Origin of the sequence: Aeromonas bestiarum (assembly GCF_028751155.1) — a bacterium.
GTDB lineage: Bacteria > Pseudomonadota > Gammaproteobacteria > Enterobacterales > Aeromonadaceae > Aeromonas > Aeromonas bestiarum.
In genome coordinates this window covers 986,469-1,001,827 of the sequence record NZ_CP064746.1, presented here as the reverse complement: position 1 = coordinate 1,001,827, position 15,359 = coordinate 986,469, and the positions used below count along the sequence as shown (strand labels likewise).

The following is a 15,359-nucleotide window of genomic DNA, read 5'->3' as shown; positions in this document are numbered from 1 at the left end:
GAACAGCAAAAAGCCGGGCATGCCCGGCTTCTTCACGCTGCAATGCGGCGATCAGGGGGTGATCAGCTTGCTCAGCGCATCCAGCTCGTTCTGGGCTGCCAGCAATTTGGTCTGGGCCTCTTCCAGCTTGGCCTGCTTCTTGGCGATCTTGTCAGGCTTGCCCGACACCCGCGCATTTTGCAGCTCGAGCAGCCGCTCGTTCACCTGCGCTTTCAGCTCGGCTACCCGTTGCTGCTGCTCCTTGAACAGGCCCGCATCGGTGCAGTGAGCCTCGATATTGCGCAGCGCCCGCTCCAGCCCGGCCACCTGATCCGCGTTGTTGTGCGCCTTGGCGAAGACCAGCTGATCCGCCACCGCCTGTTGCCGTGCCTTGCAGCCCACCTCCTGGCTGCCATAAGCCTGACCGGCCAACAGCAGCATACTCATTCCGATAACCTTCCACATAACGACCTCACTCCTCTGTCATGTTTGATGGCCGCCTATCAGACCGCACTCGGCCGGACGGGTCAAGCCGTGTGCCAACCGGTACGACAGAGTTTGTGCAACATCACGCCAGCGCGGCCCCGACGAGTCTACAATAGCGGCTTTCAGGATGGAGTCTTTTATGAATCAACGTATTGTCATCATCGCCAACGGCGCACCCTACGGTAGCGAATCCCTGTTCAACGCCCTGCGGCTGGCCATTGCCCTGGGAGAACAGGGCGGTGCCAGCCTGCAACTGTTCCTGATGTCCGATGCAGTCGGCGCCGCGCTGGCGGGGCAAGCCCCGGCCGAGGGGTACAATCTGCGCCAGATGCTGGAGATCCTGCTGGCCCAGGGCGTCATCATCCGCCTGTGCAAGACCTGTACCGATGCCCGCGGCATCACGACCCTGCCGCTCATCGAGGAAATCGAGATCGGTACCCTGCCGCTGCTGGCCCAGTGGACCCTGGCGGCCGACAAGGTGCTGACCTTCTAGTAGATAGAGCGATGGGTGCAGCCGTTGATCTGCAACAAGCCTGCGCCATTTGAAGACCTGCCCCTTGCTGTTAATGTCTACACTGTCAGTTAGATAACAAAGTGCGCGCCGTCATTTTCGTTCAGGGAACAGCCATGAATCCAACCGAACAGACTCTGCTGGAACAGATGCGGATCACAGAGTTCGAAATAGCCCATCGCAAGGAGCTGTTGCTGCTGGGCGAGGACGATTTCACTCTGCTCGCCAGTTATCGCATCAAGATAGAGCCCCACATAGATGCGCTGGTCGACAAGTTCTATACGCTGCAGACCGGGATCACCGAGATTGCCCTGCTGATCGGCGATGCCGATACGCTCACCCGGCTGCGGGCGGCCCAGCGCCGTTACATCCTCGACCTGTTCAGCGGCCAGTATGATCTGGAGTACGTCAACAACCGGTTGCGGATCGGGCTGGTGCACAAGCGGATCGGGGTGGAACCCAAACTCTATCTGGCCGCCATCAACACCCTCAAGGGGCTGCTCATCGAGGATATCTTCACCCAGATAGAGCATGAGCAGAATCGCATGACCATGCTGACCGCCCTCGACAAGCTCTTCCTGTTCGACATCACCCTGGTGTTCGAGACCTATATCCGCAGCTTGGTCTCGGAGATAGAGTCATCCAAGGAGAAGTCGGAGATCTACGCCAAGACGCTGGAGGAGAAGGTGCGCGAGCGCACCCAGCAGCTGGAGGAGATGAGCCGGACCGACTCCCTCACCGGCCTGCTCAGCGTGCGCCACCTGCAGGAGAACCTGACTCGCACCCTGCGCACCTGCCAGCGCCGCGCCGAGCCCGTGGTCATCGCCTACCTCGACATCGACGACTTCAAGCAGATCAACGACACCCAGGGACACCAGCGGGGAGATGAGATACTGCGCATCGTCGGCGCCTGCATTCGCAAGGTGTCGCGGGCGGAGGATTGCTGCTTTCGCTACGGCGGGGATGAGTTCTGCCTGATCCTGCCCAACTGCAACGAGGATCAGGCCAGGGACGTCTATCTGCAACGGCTGACCCACACCCTGGCAGAGCAGCTAGGCGACGTGACCCTCAGCATCGGCATGGTGCAGACGGGCCCCATCCAGTTCGACGAGGGCAACAGCCTGATCCGGCTGGCCGACGAGCGCATGTATGCCGCCAAGAAGGCGATGAAGCAGGTCAACCTGAAGGAGACCCACTAACCCTCGCGGGAACAGGCTTTCGCCACCTCGGGGCGCGGGATCCGCGCCCCCCACTCGTACAGCAGAAAGGTCAAGATGCAGCACAGCGCCATCAATATGTAGAGTGACGGCCCGCCCCACAGCTCCAGGATCCAGCCCCCCAGCACGGCCCCTATGGCACCGCCCAGCCCGGCCAGCGCACCGGCCCCGAAATAGCTCCCCTTCAGATGAGGGGGCGACATCTGATCGATAAGCACGTTGAGCAGCGGGAACAGTATGGTCTCCCCCACGCTCAGCAGCAGCACGGCCCCGATCCAGTGCGACCACTGTGCGGGATCCCCCAGCGCAAACAGCACCTGAGCCCCCAGAAACAGCGTGATGCCAAGCTGCAGCCGTACCTTGCCTGGCCAGCGGGCGAGCAGATGCAGCAGCGGGAATTGCAGCAAGACCACGGTCAGCGCGTTGATCGTCACCAGAATGGCGACCAGCCGCGCCACCTCCGGGGTCTCGGCCCGGGTCAGGTACTGCACCAGGGGTGAGTGAAACTGGGAGTAGACCAGCACCATCAGCAGGTTCGCCATTACCAGCAGCAGAAAGCCCCGATCCAGCCACAGCACCTTGATGGCGGCCCGCAGACCCAGGCCGCCACCGCGCCGCTCTTCCTCATTCAGCCTGCGAAAGCCCCAGACGAAGGCGGCCCCCAGCAACAGATAGCTGCCGGAGAGCAGCAGGAAGGTCTGCTGCTGGGCGCTGATGCCCAGAGTCACCCCTAGCAGGGGCCCTGTCGCCGCCCCCAGGTTGAGCAGGAAGTAGCGCATATGCAGCGCCAGCTCGCGCGCCTTGGCCGAAGCGAGACTGTCGGCCATCAGCGCCTTGCCCGGTGCATCTATGAGACCGGAGGAGAGACCGCTGCCGATCACCCCGACCCCGAGCCAGAGCACTGAGTGGGAGAAGCCGAGCAGGCCGTAGCAGAGCAGCGCCACCAGGCAGCCAGCCAGCAAGATGTTGCGCCGCCCCAGCCGGTCCGACAACCAACCGCCATAGAAGCTGATCAGGGTGGAGAGCGCCGCACTCGCTCCCAGCATGGCCCCTATGCTGGTGGCCGAGAGGGCATACTCCCGATAGAGCAAGATGGAGAGAAAAGGCCAGACCATGTAATAGCTGGTGCGCACCATGAAGGTACCCAGGATCACGGTCCAGACCAGCGGGGGAAACTGCCTGAGGAGGGCCCACGACATCATACTGCTCCTTGTTGCCCGTCGCGCGGGGAGCCCATTGTTGTAACAGAGGGCTTCATAAGAAACAACATCGCCGCCGAGCAGGCACAAAAAAGCCGACCCTGAGGTCGGCTTTTCAACGGCACGGCAGCCTTATTCGGCAGTCGGCTCTTCGGCAACAGCCACGTCAGCAACCGGTGCGGCGGCTTCGGTCGGTGCATTCGCTTCCTTGATGGAGAGACGCACGCGGCCTTGACGGTCCACTTCCAGTACCTTCACCTTCACAACATCACCGATCTTCAGGAAGTCGGCCACGTTTTGCACTCGGGCATCGGTGATTTGGGAGATGTGTACCAGACCGTCTTTACCCGGCAGGATATTGACGAAGGCGCCGAAGTCGGCCAGACGCACAACCTTGCCTTCATAGATGCGGTTCACTTCGATCTCGGCGGTGATGGCCTCGATGCGACGAATGGCTTCCATGGCGGCTTCGTTGGCAACGGCGGAGATGCGGACGGTACCGTCATCATCCAGCTCTATGTTGGTGCCAGTCTCTTCGGTCAGCGCGCGGATCACGGAACCACCCTTGCCGATCACGTCCTTGATCTTCTCAGGATTGATCTTGATGGTGTGGATGCGCGGGGCGAAGTCGGAGATTTCGCTACGCGGCGCCTGGATGGCTTCGTCCATCACTTTCAGGATGTGCAGGCGAGCACCACGGGCTTGCTTGAGGGCAATCTCCATGATCTCTTTGGTGATGCCTTCGATCTTGATGTCCATCTGCAGCGCTGTGATACCTTGAGTAGTACCGGCCACCTTGAAGTCCATGTCGCCCAGGTGATCTTCGTCACCCAGGATGTCGGACAGCACGACGAAACCTTCTTCTTCCTTCACCAGACCCATGGCGATACCGGCAACGGAGGCCTTGATCGGCACACCCGCGTCCATCAGCGCCAGGGAGGAACCACAGACGGAGGCCATGGAGGAGGAACCGTTGGATTCGGTGATTTCAGACACCACGCGCACCACGTACGGGAACTCGGCGGCGCTCGGCATCACGGCAGCAACGCCGCGCTTGGCCAGACGACCGTGACCGATTTCACGACGCTTCGGGCTACCCATCATGCCGGTCTCACCGACGCAGTACGGCGGGAAGTTGTAGTGCAGCATGAAGCGGTCGGCACGGTGGCCAGCCAGCTCGTCGATGTTCTGGGCGTCACGCTCGGTACCCAGGGTCGCTACCACGATGGCCTGAGTCTCACCACGGGTGAACAGGGCGGAGCCGTGAGCGCGCGGCAGAATGCCGGTGCCGACGGACAGGGCGCGGATCATTTCCGGATCGCGACCATCGATGCGCGGCTCGCCACGGACCACACGGCCACGGACGATGCGGCTTTCCAGGCTGTGGAACTCTTCGCCGATCTTCTTGGCATCTTCTTCCACACCGGAGGCGATCACTTGCTCAACCACACGGGACTTGATGGCACCGATGGCGGCGTAACGCACGGCCTTCTCGGTGATGCGGTAGGCTTCACCCAGCTCGGCGGTGGCCAGCTCGGCAACCTTGGCTTTCAGCGCTTCGTTGGTCGCAGGCGGGGTCCAATCCCACGGCTGGGTACCCACCTCGGCGGCGAATTCGTTGATGGCGTTGATCACGACTTGCATCTGCTCGTGGCCATAAACGACGGCGCCCAGCATGGTCTCTTCAGACAGGATGGCCGCTTCGGATTCGACCATCAGTACCGCGTTGGCGGTACCGGCAACTACCAGGTCCAGATCGCTCTGGGGCAGTTCGGCTGTAGTCGGGTTCAGCACGTACTGACCGTTCATGTAACCCACGCGAGCCGCGGCAATCGGGCCACCGAACGGGATGCCGGAGATGGCCAGTGCAGCAGAGGCACCGATCATGGCAACTATGTCCGGGGAAACCAGCGGGTTCACGGACATGACGGTGGCAACCACCTGAACCTCATTGAGGAAGCCTTCCGGGAACAGCGGACGAATAGGACGGTCGATCAGGCGGGAGGTGAGGGTTTCGCCTTCGCTCGGACGGCCTTCACGACGGAAGAAACCACCCGGGATACGACCAGCAGCATAGGTACGCTCCTGGTAGTTGACGGTCAGCGGGAAGAAATCGCGACCGTGATCGGCCTCTTTCTTGCCTACTACGGTCACAAATACGCAGGTATCGTCCATGCTGACCATTACGGCCGCAGTGGCTTGACGGGCCATCACACCGGTTTCCAGAGTGACGGTGTGTTGACCGTACTGGAATGACTTTACAATAGGATTCACGTGAATTTCCTTTTTACAATTTGGCTCTTTAAATTCGCGTGCAAGTATACTTGATTCGAACCAAAAGGTAAGCAGTGACACAAATTCTGTGAAGCCGGCAACAGCCTGACGCGCAATAAAAAAGGGGAACCCTGAGGTTCCCCTTTTTCGCGAAATCTGATGGTCGATTAACGACGCAGACCCAGCTTGGCGATCAGAGCAGCATAACGCTGAACATCTTTACGCTTCAGGTAGTCCAGCAGCTTGCGACGCTGGGAAACCATGCGCAGCAGACCACGACGACCGTGGTGATCTTTAGCGTGCTCTTTGAAGTGACCTTGCAGATGGTTGATCTGGGCAGTCAGCAGGGCAACCTGCACTTCGGGGGAGCCAGTGTCGTTGGCGCAACGAGCGTTGTCAGCAACGATGGAAGCTTTGATCTCAGCATTTAGAGACATGGTATTACTCCAAGTAGAGTGTTTAAAGGTTCACAGCCAATCTCTAATTCAGCCGTGAAATGAGGGCGGTATCATAATCGTCCCCGTCACTTTTCGCAACGGGAAAGACGCCCTGATACCGCCGGAGGATCACTCCTCGTCGTGGTAGCGCACCAGACGCTTGGGGGCAACCCGCCCTTCGTCGTCGATCTCGCCCACCCCGATGAACTCACGCTCAGGGCCGACCGTCATGCGGACCTGGCCGCTTTGCGGCGCGCCAGCTACCTGCACGGCCTGACCCTGGTTCACATAGGCGGCGACTGCCGCCAGCATGTTCACCTCGGGCAGCGCAGCCACGGCGGTATCCATCGGCAGCAACAAGGGGTCGAGCTGCTCCCGTGGCGGGATGCTTTCAGCCTTGGCCTGTTCGAAGATGCACTCGAGCTGTTCCAGGGTCAGCATCCGCTCATAGGGATAGCTGGCCACCTGGGTGCGGCGCAGCTGGGTGACGTGAGCGCCACAACCCAGCACTTCTCCCAGATCGTCCACCAGGGAGCGAATGTAGGTGCCCTTGCTGCAGTGCACCTCCAGCTTGACCTCATCCCCTTCAAAGCTGATGAGCTTGAGCTCGAACACAGTGATGGGGCGGGCTTCGCGCTCTATCTCTATGCCTTCACGGGCATATTCGTAGAGCGGGCGACCGTTGTGCTTGAGGGCGGAGTACATGGACGGCACCTGCATGATGGGGCCGCGGAACTGGTCCAGCGACTCGATCAGGGTGCCCACGGCCACGTTCACCGGCCGGGTGGAAACCACCTCGCCGTCGGAGTCGCTGGTGTTGGTGCGCTCGCCCAGCTTGGCGGTCACCTCATAGCGCTTGTCCGCTTCCAGCAAATACTGGGAGAACTTGGTGGCCTCGCCGAGACAGATCGGCAGCATGCCGGTCGCCAGCGGATCCAGAGCACCGGTGTGACCGGCCTTGGCGGCGTTGTAGATACGCTTGACCTTCTGCAACACATCGTTGGAGGTCAGACCGGTCGGCTTGTCCAGCAGCAGGATGCCGTGTACATCACGACCCTTGAAACGGCGTCTACGAGACATCTCAGGCTTTATCCTCTGTATCATCCGGTGCGGCTTCGTCTTCTTCACGGCCGGCTTCGGCCATGCGACGCTTGTCGTCACGCACTGTGTTGGACACCAGGTTGGAGATGCGCATCCCCTCGACCAGGGTCTGGTCGTAGTAGAAGCGCAGCTCGGGCACCACCCGCAGGCGCATGGCGCTGCCGAGCAGGCTGCGGATGTAGCCGGCCGCTTCGGTCAGGCCCTTGAGCCCTTCCGCGATGCGCTCGGCATCGATATCCAGCTGCAAGAAGGTGACATAAACCTTGGCATAGTTGAGGTCCTTGGACACTTCCACGTCCGAGACGGTTACCATGCCGATGCGCGGGTCCTTGACCTCACGCTGCAAGATCAGCGCGATTTCACGCTGGATCTGCTGGCCGACCCTGTTGGTCCGGCTGAATTCTCTGGCCATATTCTATCCTGCGATAAAAGGGGGCCGCGGCCCCCTATTTTGTCTAACTCTCGGCTTACAGAGTCCGTTGAATTTCAATGGTCTCGTAAACTTCGATCTGGTCGCCTTCGCGTACGTCGTTGTAGTTCTTGACCGCGATACCACACTCGTAACCGTTGCGGACTTCGTTGACGTCATCCTTGAAGCGGCGCAGGGATTCCAGCTCGCCTTCATAGATAACCACGTTGTCACGCAGAACACGGATACGGTTGGAACGCTTGACCACACCTTCGGTAACCATACAGCCGGCAACGGCGCCGAACTTGGGTGACTTGAAGACGCTACGCACTTCAGCCAGACCGATGATCTCCTGACGATACTCAGGAGCCAGCTTGCCGCTCATGGCCTGCTTCACTTCGTCGATCAAATCATAGATGACGGAGTAGTAACGCAGATCCAGGCTCTCGGACTCGATGACCTTGCGCGCAGAGGCGTCGGCACGGACGTTGAAGCCCACCAGGATGGCGCTGGAAGCCGCAGCCAGAGTGGCGTCGGTTTCGGTGATGCCACCGACACCCGAGCCCACGATCTTGACCTTGACTTCGTCGGTAGAGAGCTGGACCAGCGCATCGCAAATCGCCTGCACCGAACCCTGTACGTCGGCCTTGATCACCACGTTCACTTCGGACACTTCGCCCTCGGTCATGTTGGCGAACATGTTTTCCAGCTTGGCCTTCTGCTGGCGAGCCAGCTTGACGTCGCGGAACTTGCCCTGACGATAGAGTGCCACTTCACGGGCCTTCTTCTCGTCACGTACAACGGTGGCTTCATCACCGGCAGACGGCACCCCGGACAGACCCAGGATTTCCACCGGCAGGGACGGACCCGCTTCCTTGATTTCACGACCCAGCTCGTCACGCATGGCACGGATACGACCGTATTCCAGACCACACAGTACGATGTCGCCCTGGCGCAGAGTACCTTCTTGTACCAGCACGGTGGCAACCGGACCACGACCCTTGTCCAGGAAGGATTCGATCACGACGCCGCTGGCCATGCCATCGACAACCGCTTTCAATTCCAGTACTTCGGACTGGATCAGGATGGCTTCCAGCAGGTCGTCGATGCCTTCGCCAGACTTGGCGGAGACGTGAACGAACTGGCTGTCGCCACCCCAGTCTTCGGACATGACGTTGTAACGGGCCAGCTCGGTCTTGACGCGATCCGGATCCGCTTCGGGCTTGTCGATCTTGTTGACCGCAACCACGATGGGCACTTCTGCCGCCTTGGCGTGCTGGATGGCTTCGATGGTCTGCGGCATGACGCCGTCATCGGCAGCAACAACCAGAACGACGATATCGGTCGACTTGGCACCGCGAGCACGCATGGAGGTAAAGGCCGCGTGACCCGGGGTATCCAGGAAGGTGATCATGCCACTGTCGGTTTCGACGTGGTAAGCACCGATATGCTGGGTAATACCACCGGCTTCGCCAGCAGCGACCTTGGCTTTACGGATGTAGTCGAGCAGCGAGGTCTTGCCGTGGTCGACGTGACCCATGATGGTCACGACAGGTGCGCGCGGCTTGGCTTCGGAGGTCTCGTCACGATCGGACAGTACCGCCTCTTCCAGCTCGTTCTCACGACGCAACACAACCTTGTGACCCATCTCTTCGGCGACCAGCTGGGCTGTCTCCTGATCGATCACCTGGTTGATGGTCGCCATGGCGCCCATCTTCATCATCGCCTTGATGACTTCCACGCCCTTGACGGCCATCTTGTTGGCCAGTTCGGCCACAGTGATGGTTTCGCCGATGACGACGTCACGGTTAACCACGGCAGCCGGCTTGTTGAAGCCGTGCTTCATGGCGTTCGGCATGGCCACCTTGCCGCGCTTGCCTTTACGGGCACGCGGGTTGCGGGAGTCGCGATCATCTTCACGACGACCGGCCTTTTTCGGCGCCTTGACGGCGGCGGCGGCGGTACGACGGCTGGTCTCTTCCTTCCGGTCCAACTCGTCTTCTGCGGCTTGCGCATGCTTGTTGGTGGTCAGATGATAGTCACTGCTCTCTTTGGCGCGAGCAGCTTCTTCTTCAGCCCAGCGAGGGCCGTTTTGTTCCGCCATGACGCGAGCCTCTTCGGCTTTCTTCGCGGCGAGTTCTTCTGCTTTTTGCAAAGCGGTTTGATCCTGTTGGCGCTTCAGTTCTTCTGCTTCGCGCTTGGCCATCTTTTCTGCCTCTTGCTGAGCTGTGCTACTGGCTGCTTTGGCGGGCTGTGGAGCCTGTCGAGCCTTTTGTTGTGCCTCGATCCGCGCCTTTTCCTCAGCTTCACGACGAGCCTGCTCAGCCTCACGGCGAGCCTTCTCTTCAGCATCGAGACGAACCTTGTTTTCGGCCTCGCTACGAGCTTTTTCTTCTGCTTCCAAACGCGCTGTTTCCTCGGCTTCCGCCTGGCGCTGTTCATCTTCCAGCGCCGAGCGTCTTACGTAGGTGCGAGATTTACGCACTTCAACCTGCACTTCCTTGTTCTTGCCGCCAGTCCCCTGAACACTGATGGTGCTCTTGGTCTTGCGCTGCAAGGTCATGCGGGCAGGTGCGGTGACCTCGTCACCTCCATGCTGTTTCTTCAGATGGGTCAGCAGAGTCTGTTTCTCAGACTCGCTAACCATGTCGTCGGCCTTGCTCTTGCTGATACCGGCATCGACAAACTGCTGGAGAAGACGATCAACCGGTGTGTCGATGTCAGTGGCAAGTTGTTTGACTGATACTTCTGCCATTCATTTTCCTCCGTTTGATCTTACTCAGACTGCTCTTCTCCGAACCAACAGATATTACGAGCAGCCATAATCAGCTCACCGGCTTTCTCTGCCGTCAGCCCTTCAATATCAGCAAGGTCATCGATGCCTTGCTCTGCCAAATCTTCCAGGGTGCCGATACCGCGAGCGGCCAGGGCATACGCCATGTCACGGCCAAGGCCGTTCAGATTGAGCAGATCTTCGGAAGGTTCTACACCTTCAAAGGATTCTTCTTTGGCCAGAGCCTTGGTGGTCAGCGCATTCTTGGCGCGCTGGCGCAGCTCTTCAACCATGTCTTCGTCCAGGCCATCGATGGCCAGCAGCTCGTTGACCGGTACGAAGGCGATCTCTTCCAGGGTAGAGAAGCCTTCTTCCATCAGCAGACCGGCGAAATCATCGTCGATGTCGAGGGTGCTGGTGAACAGGGTCAGGATGCGGTCGTTCTCGGCCTGGTGCTTGGCACGCATGTCCTCAACGGTCATCACGTTCAGCTCCCAACCGGTCAGCTGGGATGCCAGACGCACGTTCTGACCGTTGCGACCGATGGCCTGGGCCAGGTTGGCGGCTTCCACGGCGATATCCATGGTGTGGTTGTCTTCATCCACTATGATGGAGGCCACATCGGCAGGCGCCATGGCATTGATCACGTACTGGGCGGGGTTGTCATCGTACAAGACGATGTCGGCACGCTCACCGCTCAGCTCGGCGGAGACGGCTTGCACACGGGCACCGCGCATGCCGATACAGGCACCGATCGGGTCGATACGACGATCGTTGGTCTTCACCGCTATCTTGGCGCGGGAGCCCGGGTCACGGGCGGCACCCATGATTTCGATCATCTCTTCACCGATTTCCGGTACTTCGATGCGGAACAGCTCTTTCAGGAAGTCCGGGCTGGAACGGCTGACGAACAGCTGGGAACCACGGGCTTCAGGACGCACGGCGTAGAGCAGGCCACGGATGCGGTCGCCCGGACGGAAAGTCTCGCGCGGCAGCATGTCGTCACGGAAGATCACGGCCTCGGCATTGCTGCCCAGATCCAGGATCACGTTGTCACGGTTGCTCTTCTTGACCACACCGCTGATGATGGTGCCTTCCTTGTCCTTGAACTGGTCAACGACTTGGGAACGCTCGGCTTCGCGCACTTTCTGCACGATAACCTGTTTGGCGGTCTGGGTGGTGATACGGTCGAAGGTCACAGAGTCGATCTGGTCTTCTACATAGTCACCGAGCTGGATCTCGGGCTGCTCGATCTGAGCGGCTTCGAGGGTGATTTCACCGTACGGGTTCTCCATTGCAGCCTGATCGGCCACCACAACCCAGCGACGATAGGTATCGTAGTCACCGGTCTTGCGATCGATTTCGACCCGAACTTCAATCTCGCCTTCATATTTTTTCTTGGTCGCAGTCGCCAGCGCGGTCTCCAGAGCCTGGAAAATTTTCTCGCGGGGCACAGCTTTCTCGTTGGATACTGCGTCAACGACCAGCAAAATCTCTTTATTCATATCCGATAGCCTCGTTAACCAAAGTTCGGCACTATGTTCGCTTTTTGGATATTGGTGAAAGCCAACACGTCGTCCTTACCATCTACTGTCAGGGTGATCATGTCGCCTTGCACAGCTTTGATTACGCCTTTGAACTTGCGGCGGTTATTTGTTGCCATCCGCAGCTGCACCGCCGCCTCTTGGCCAACGTATTTTTCGAACTGGGCAACCTTGAACAGCGGACGATCCAGACCAGGGGAGGATACTTCCAGGAAGTATTCTTCTGTGATGGGATCCTCGACATCCATGATGGCGCCAACCTGATGGCTGACTTCAGCACAGTTCTCGACAGTCACACCATTCTCGCCGTCGATAAAGACACGCAAAGTGGAGTGGTTACCCGCGCGGATAAACTCAATACCCCAAAGTTCAAAACCCAAGGCAACGACCGGAGCCTCGAGCAGATCGGTCAAACGTTGTTCCAACGTAGCCAAAGTCACCCTCCGAAAAACAAAAAAAGGGCATAAAGCCCAGATAGAGATCGATTCAGAGTAAATCGCACATAACAAAAAGCCCCGATGTCAAATCGGGGCTTGGCGCTTTACCCTGATTGTCGCCTCGCAGCGACCGCCTTCCTGAGCGTAGGAAATGCGTGAAATTTGGTTGCGGGGGCCGGATTTGAACCGACGACCTTCGGGTTATGAGCCCGACGAGCTACCATGCTGCTCCACCCCGCGTCCGAAATCGTGCGAGATTATAGCCAGTTCATTCTCTTCACACAAGACTGACTGGCTATAATATACCCGGTTGCCCGAGCTCACTACTTAATTGGTGCCGTGGGCGGGACTCGAACCCGCACACCCTAGAGCACTACCCCCTCAAGATAGCGTGTCTACCAATTCCACCACCACGGCAAAACTCACTTATTCGGGAACGTCAGTGTCTTTCTTTACTGGCGCTTTGGTCTGCTCAACCTGTTGGGTTTGTTGCAGATTTTCCCATTCACTACCCTGTTTGACCTTGTTGCTGGACATAGAGCCGAGCACCAAGCTAATCAGAAAGAACAGAGTAGCCAAAATTGCTGTTGTTCGGGTCAGGAAACTACCTGAACCACCGGAGCCGAATACGGTATTCGATGCCCCTGCGCCGAAGGAGGCGCCCATGTCAGCCCCTTTACCTTGCTGAATCATCACCAGACCAATCAGGGCCAGTGAAACCAGCAGATAAACGACTAAAAGAATTTCGTACATTTAACTTGCACCCTTTGCCGCTTCAACAATTCCTAAAAACGTCTTGTCATCGAGACTCGCTCCACCAATCAGGCCGCCATCAATGTCGGGCTGGGCAAACAAATCTCTCGCATTGGTCGGTGTCACGCTCCCACCATAGATGATTCTAACTTTCTCACCTATTACCGGAGTATCCTCCGCCAAGCGACCACGTATAAAGGAATGAACCTCTTGTGCCTGCTCGGGTGTGGCGCATTTACCTGTACCTACAGCCCAAATCGGCTCGTAGGCGATGATAGCATTATCGAAAGCCATCGCGCCATTTTTCTCTATGACGATGTCCAGCTCTTCGGCGATCACCTCGAAGGTTCTTCTCGCCTGCCTCGCTGCGCCCGATTCACCCAAACAGAGGATGGGGATCAAGCCTGCCGCTCTGGCTGCCGCAAACTTTTCTGCGACGATAAAGCTGGTCTCACCAAAGAGACGCCTGCGCTCGGAGTGCCCTACCAGTACGTAACGACACCCTGCCTCAACCAGCATCTGACACGAGACTTCACCCGTGTAAGCGCCAGCCTGGTGCTGACTCACATTCTGAGCCCCCAACTTCATCACCTTCTGCTCGTTGAGCAGAGCGGCCGTGAAGTCGAGATGCACATGGGATGGACACAAGACCACATCTACTCGCTCATCCATGCCTTGCAGGCACTGGCCAGTAAACTGCTCTAACTGCGACCTACTACCGTGTAACTTCCAGTTGGCGGCTACAAACGGCTTGCGATGTCCCATCGGCAACTCCCTTGCGAAAGCGGGGCTGATAATATCCAGAGGATTGTCAGCTGACAAGCGCTATTTTTGAATTTTCGAATCGTTTGAACAAGATACAACCAGGGCGGCTAAAAAGCCGCCCCTTTTGTTCATTAAAACGCCGATTCGACCTGTTGAGCGATGCGTTGTGCCATATCACGCACCTGCTGCTCATGCTCACCTTCCACCATGACCCGGATCAGGGGTTCGGTGCCGGATTTGCGCAGCAGGACGCGGCCACGGCCAGCCAGCTCCTGTTCCACCTTGGCCACTTCCTGGTTGACGGCATCAGCCGCCAGCGGATCCTTGCCCTCGGCAAAACGGACGTTCACCAGCACCTGCGGGAACTTGCTCATGCCGGAACGCAGCTTGGCCAGCGGCATCTCGGCGGTGCAGATGGCCATCAGCACCTGCAGGGCAGCGACGATACCGTCCCCTGTGGTGGTCTGATCCAGGCAGATGATGTGACCGGAGTTTTCACCCCCGATACGCCAGCCCTTCTCGTTCATCATCTCCAGCACGTAGCGGTCACCCACCTTGGCACGGGCGAACGGGATGCCCAGGGTCTGCAGCGCCAGCTCCAGGCCCATGTTGGCCATCAGGGTACCGACCACACCACCCTTGAGGCGGCCGTTGCGCAGCGCATCGCGGGCGATGATGTAGAGGATCTCGTCACCGTCGATGATGTAACCCGTGTGGTCCACCATCACCAGGCGATCGCCGTCACCGTCGAAGGCCACGCCGAGATCGGCCTTGCACTCCAGCACCTTGGCCGCCAGTGCGTCGGGAGCGGTCGAGCCGACACCGTCGTTGATGTTGAGGCCATCCGGGCTGCAGCCGATGGCTATCACCTCGGCGCCCAGTTCGCGGAACACGGAGGGGGCTATGTGATAGGTAGCGCCATTGCCGCAGTCGACCACCATCTTCAGCCCTTCCAGGCTCAGATGGGAGGGGAAGGTGCTCTTGCAGAACTCGATATAGCGACCCGCCGCATCCTCGATGCGCACGGCTTTGCCCAAATCGGCAGACTCGACGCACTTGATCTCGTGATCCAGCTCGGCCTCGATGGCCATCTCGACCTCGTCAGGCAGCTTGGTGCCATCGGCTGAGAAGAACTTGATGCCGTTGTCATAGTAAGGGTTATGGGAGGCGCTGATGACGATGCCGGCCTCGGCACGGAAGGTGCGGGTCAGGTAGGCAACGGCCGGGGTAGGCATGGGGCCCATCAGTATGGCCTTGAGACCGGCGGCGGAGAGACCCGCTTCCAGCGCGGACTCCAGCATGTAGCCGGAGATGCGGGTATCCTTGCCGATCAGCACTTTACGGGTGCCCTTCTTGGAGAGCACCTTGCCTGCGGCCCAACCCAGCTTCATCACGAAATCAGGGGTGATCGGGAATTCGCCAACCTTGCCGCGGACACCATCGGTGCCAAAATACTTTCTTGCCATTGTCTGTT

14 protein-coding genes and 2 tRNA genes are annotated in these 15,359 nt (G+C 58.9%); 2 read left to right on the top strand and 14 right to left on the bottom strand.

The annotated features are described in order from the left end of the window. Nucleotides 1-51: 51 nt before the first annotated feature. Nucleotides 52-426, bottom strand: coding sequence for a DUF1090 domain-containing protein (locus IU367_RS04925; RefSeq protein WP_043140218.1), 375 nt, complete (start codon nt 424-426; stop codon nt 52-54). Nucleotides 427-604: 178 nt separating this feature from the next. On the opposite strand from IU367_RS04925, the gene IU367_RS04920 reads away from it, so the two are divergent. Beyond that, nucleotides 605-958 (top strand): DsrE/DsrF/TusD sulfur relay family protein, encoded by a 354-nt coding sequence (locus IU367_RS04920; protein WP_274453573.1) that lies wholly within the window; start codon nt 605-607, stop codon nt 956-958. A 134-nt stretch (nt 959-1,092) separates the two neighbouring features. Next, nucleotides 1,093-2,175, top strand: coding sequence for a protoglobin domain-containing protein (locus IU367_RS04915; RefSeq protein ID WP_241278565.1), 1,083 nt, complete (start codon nt 1,093-1,095; stop codon nt 2,173-2,175). On the opposite strand, the gene IU367_RS04910 is transcribed toward IU367_RS04915, so the two are convergent. The 13 genes from IU367_RS04910 to glmM all read right to left on the bottom strand — a co-directional run bounded on the left by IU367_RS04910 (nt 2,172) and on the right by glmM (nt 15,351). Next, the gene (locus IU367_RS04910) at nt 2,172-3,392 is read right to left on the bottom strand and encodes an MFS transporter (RefSeq protein WP_274453572.1); all 1,221 of its coding nucleotides are present in this window, start codon (nt 3,390-3,392) and stop codon (nt 2,172-2,174) included. The two genes, IU367_RS04915 and IU367_RS04910, sit on opposite strands and share 4 nt — an antisense overlap. 132 nt (nt 3,393-3,524) lie before the next feature. Next, nucleotides 3,525-5,666: a polyribonucleotide nucleotidyltransferase gene (gene pnp, locus IU367_RS04905; protein ID WP_043140206.1), complete on the bottom strand. Its 2,142-nt coding sequence runs from the start codon at nt 5,664-5,666 to the stop codon at nt 3,525-3,527. 167 nt (nt 5,667-5,833) lie between these two features. Beyond that, a complete protein-coding gene (gene rpsO, locus IU367_RS04900; RefSeq protein WP_005317514.1) occupies nt 5,834-6,103 on the bottom strand; it encodes a 30S ribosomal protein S15 in 270 nt (89 codons plus the stop codon). Between the two features lie 129 nt (nt 6,104-6,232). Further along, a complete protein-coding gene (truB, locus tag IU367_RS04895) occupies nt 6,233-7,183 on the bottom strand; it encodes a tRNA pseudouridine(55) synthase TruB (RefSeq protein ID WP_274453571.1) in 951 nt (316 codons plus the stop codon). Between the two features lies 1 nt (nt 7,184). Beyond that, the gene (gene rbfA / locus IU367_RS04890; protein ID WP_042866616.1) at nt 7,185-7,616 is read right to left on the bottom strand and encodes a 30S ribosome-binding factor RbfA; all 432 of its coding nucleotides are present in this window, start codon (nt 7,614-7,616) and stop codon (nt 7,185-7,187) included. A gap of 55 nt (nt 7,617-7,671) precedes the next feature. Further along, nucleotides 7,672-10,368, bottom strand: a complete 2,697-nt coding sequence (gene infB, locus IU367_RS04885; protein WP_098982805.1) for a translation initiation factor IF-2 — start codon at nt 10,366-10,368, stop codon at nt 7,672-7,674. A 20-nt stretch (nt 10,369-10,388) separates the two neighbouring features. After that, the gene (gene nusA, locus IU367_RS04880; protein ID WP_043140200.1) at nt 10,389-11,891 is read right to left on the bottom strand and encodes a transcription termination factor NusA; all 1,503 of its coding nucleotides are present in this window, start codon (nt 11,889-11,891) and stop codon (nt 10,389-10,391) included. 14 nt (nt 11,892-11,905) lie between these two features. Continuing rightward, nucleotides 11,906-12,364 (bottom strand): ribosome maturation factor RimP, encoded by a 459-nt coding sequence (rimP, locus tag IU367_RS04875; RefSeq protein WP_005317527.1) that lies wholly within the window; start codon nt 12,362-12,364, stop codon nt 11,906-11,908. 166 nt (nt 12,365-12,530) lie between these two features. Beyond that, nucleotides 12,531-12,607, bottom strand: a tRNA-Met gene (locus tag IU367_RS04870). Nucleotides 12,608-12,699: 92 nt separating this feature from the next. Continuing rightward, nucleotides 12,700-12,784 (bottom strand) — tRNA-Leu (locus IU367_RS04865). A gap of 9 nt (nt 12,785-12,793) precedes the next feature. Continuing rightward, entirely contained in the window at nt 12,794-13,120 is a 327-nt protein-coding gene (gene secG, locus IU367_RS04860) for a preprotein translocase subunit SecG (protein WP_025326063.1), read from the bottom strand. Then, nucleotides 13,121-13,885, bottom strand: a complete 765-nt coding sequence (tpiA, locus tag IU367_RS04855; protein ID WP_098982802.1) for a triose-phosphate isomerase — start codon at nt 13,883-13,885, stop codon at nt 13,121-13,123. It abuts the gene before it with no gap. A 131-nt stretch (nt 13,886-14,016) separates the two neighbouring features. After that, nucleotides 14,017-15,351: a phosphoglucosamine mutase gene (glmM, locus tag IU367_RS04850; RefSeq protein ID WP_043140194.1), complete on the bottom strand. Its 1,335-nt coding sequence runs from the start codon at nt 15,349-15,351 to the stop codon at nt 14,017-14,019. Nucleotides 15,352-15,359: the final 8 nt, after the last annotated feature.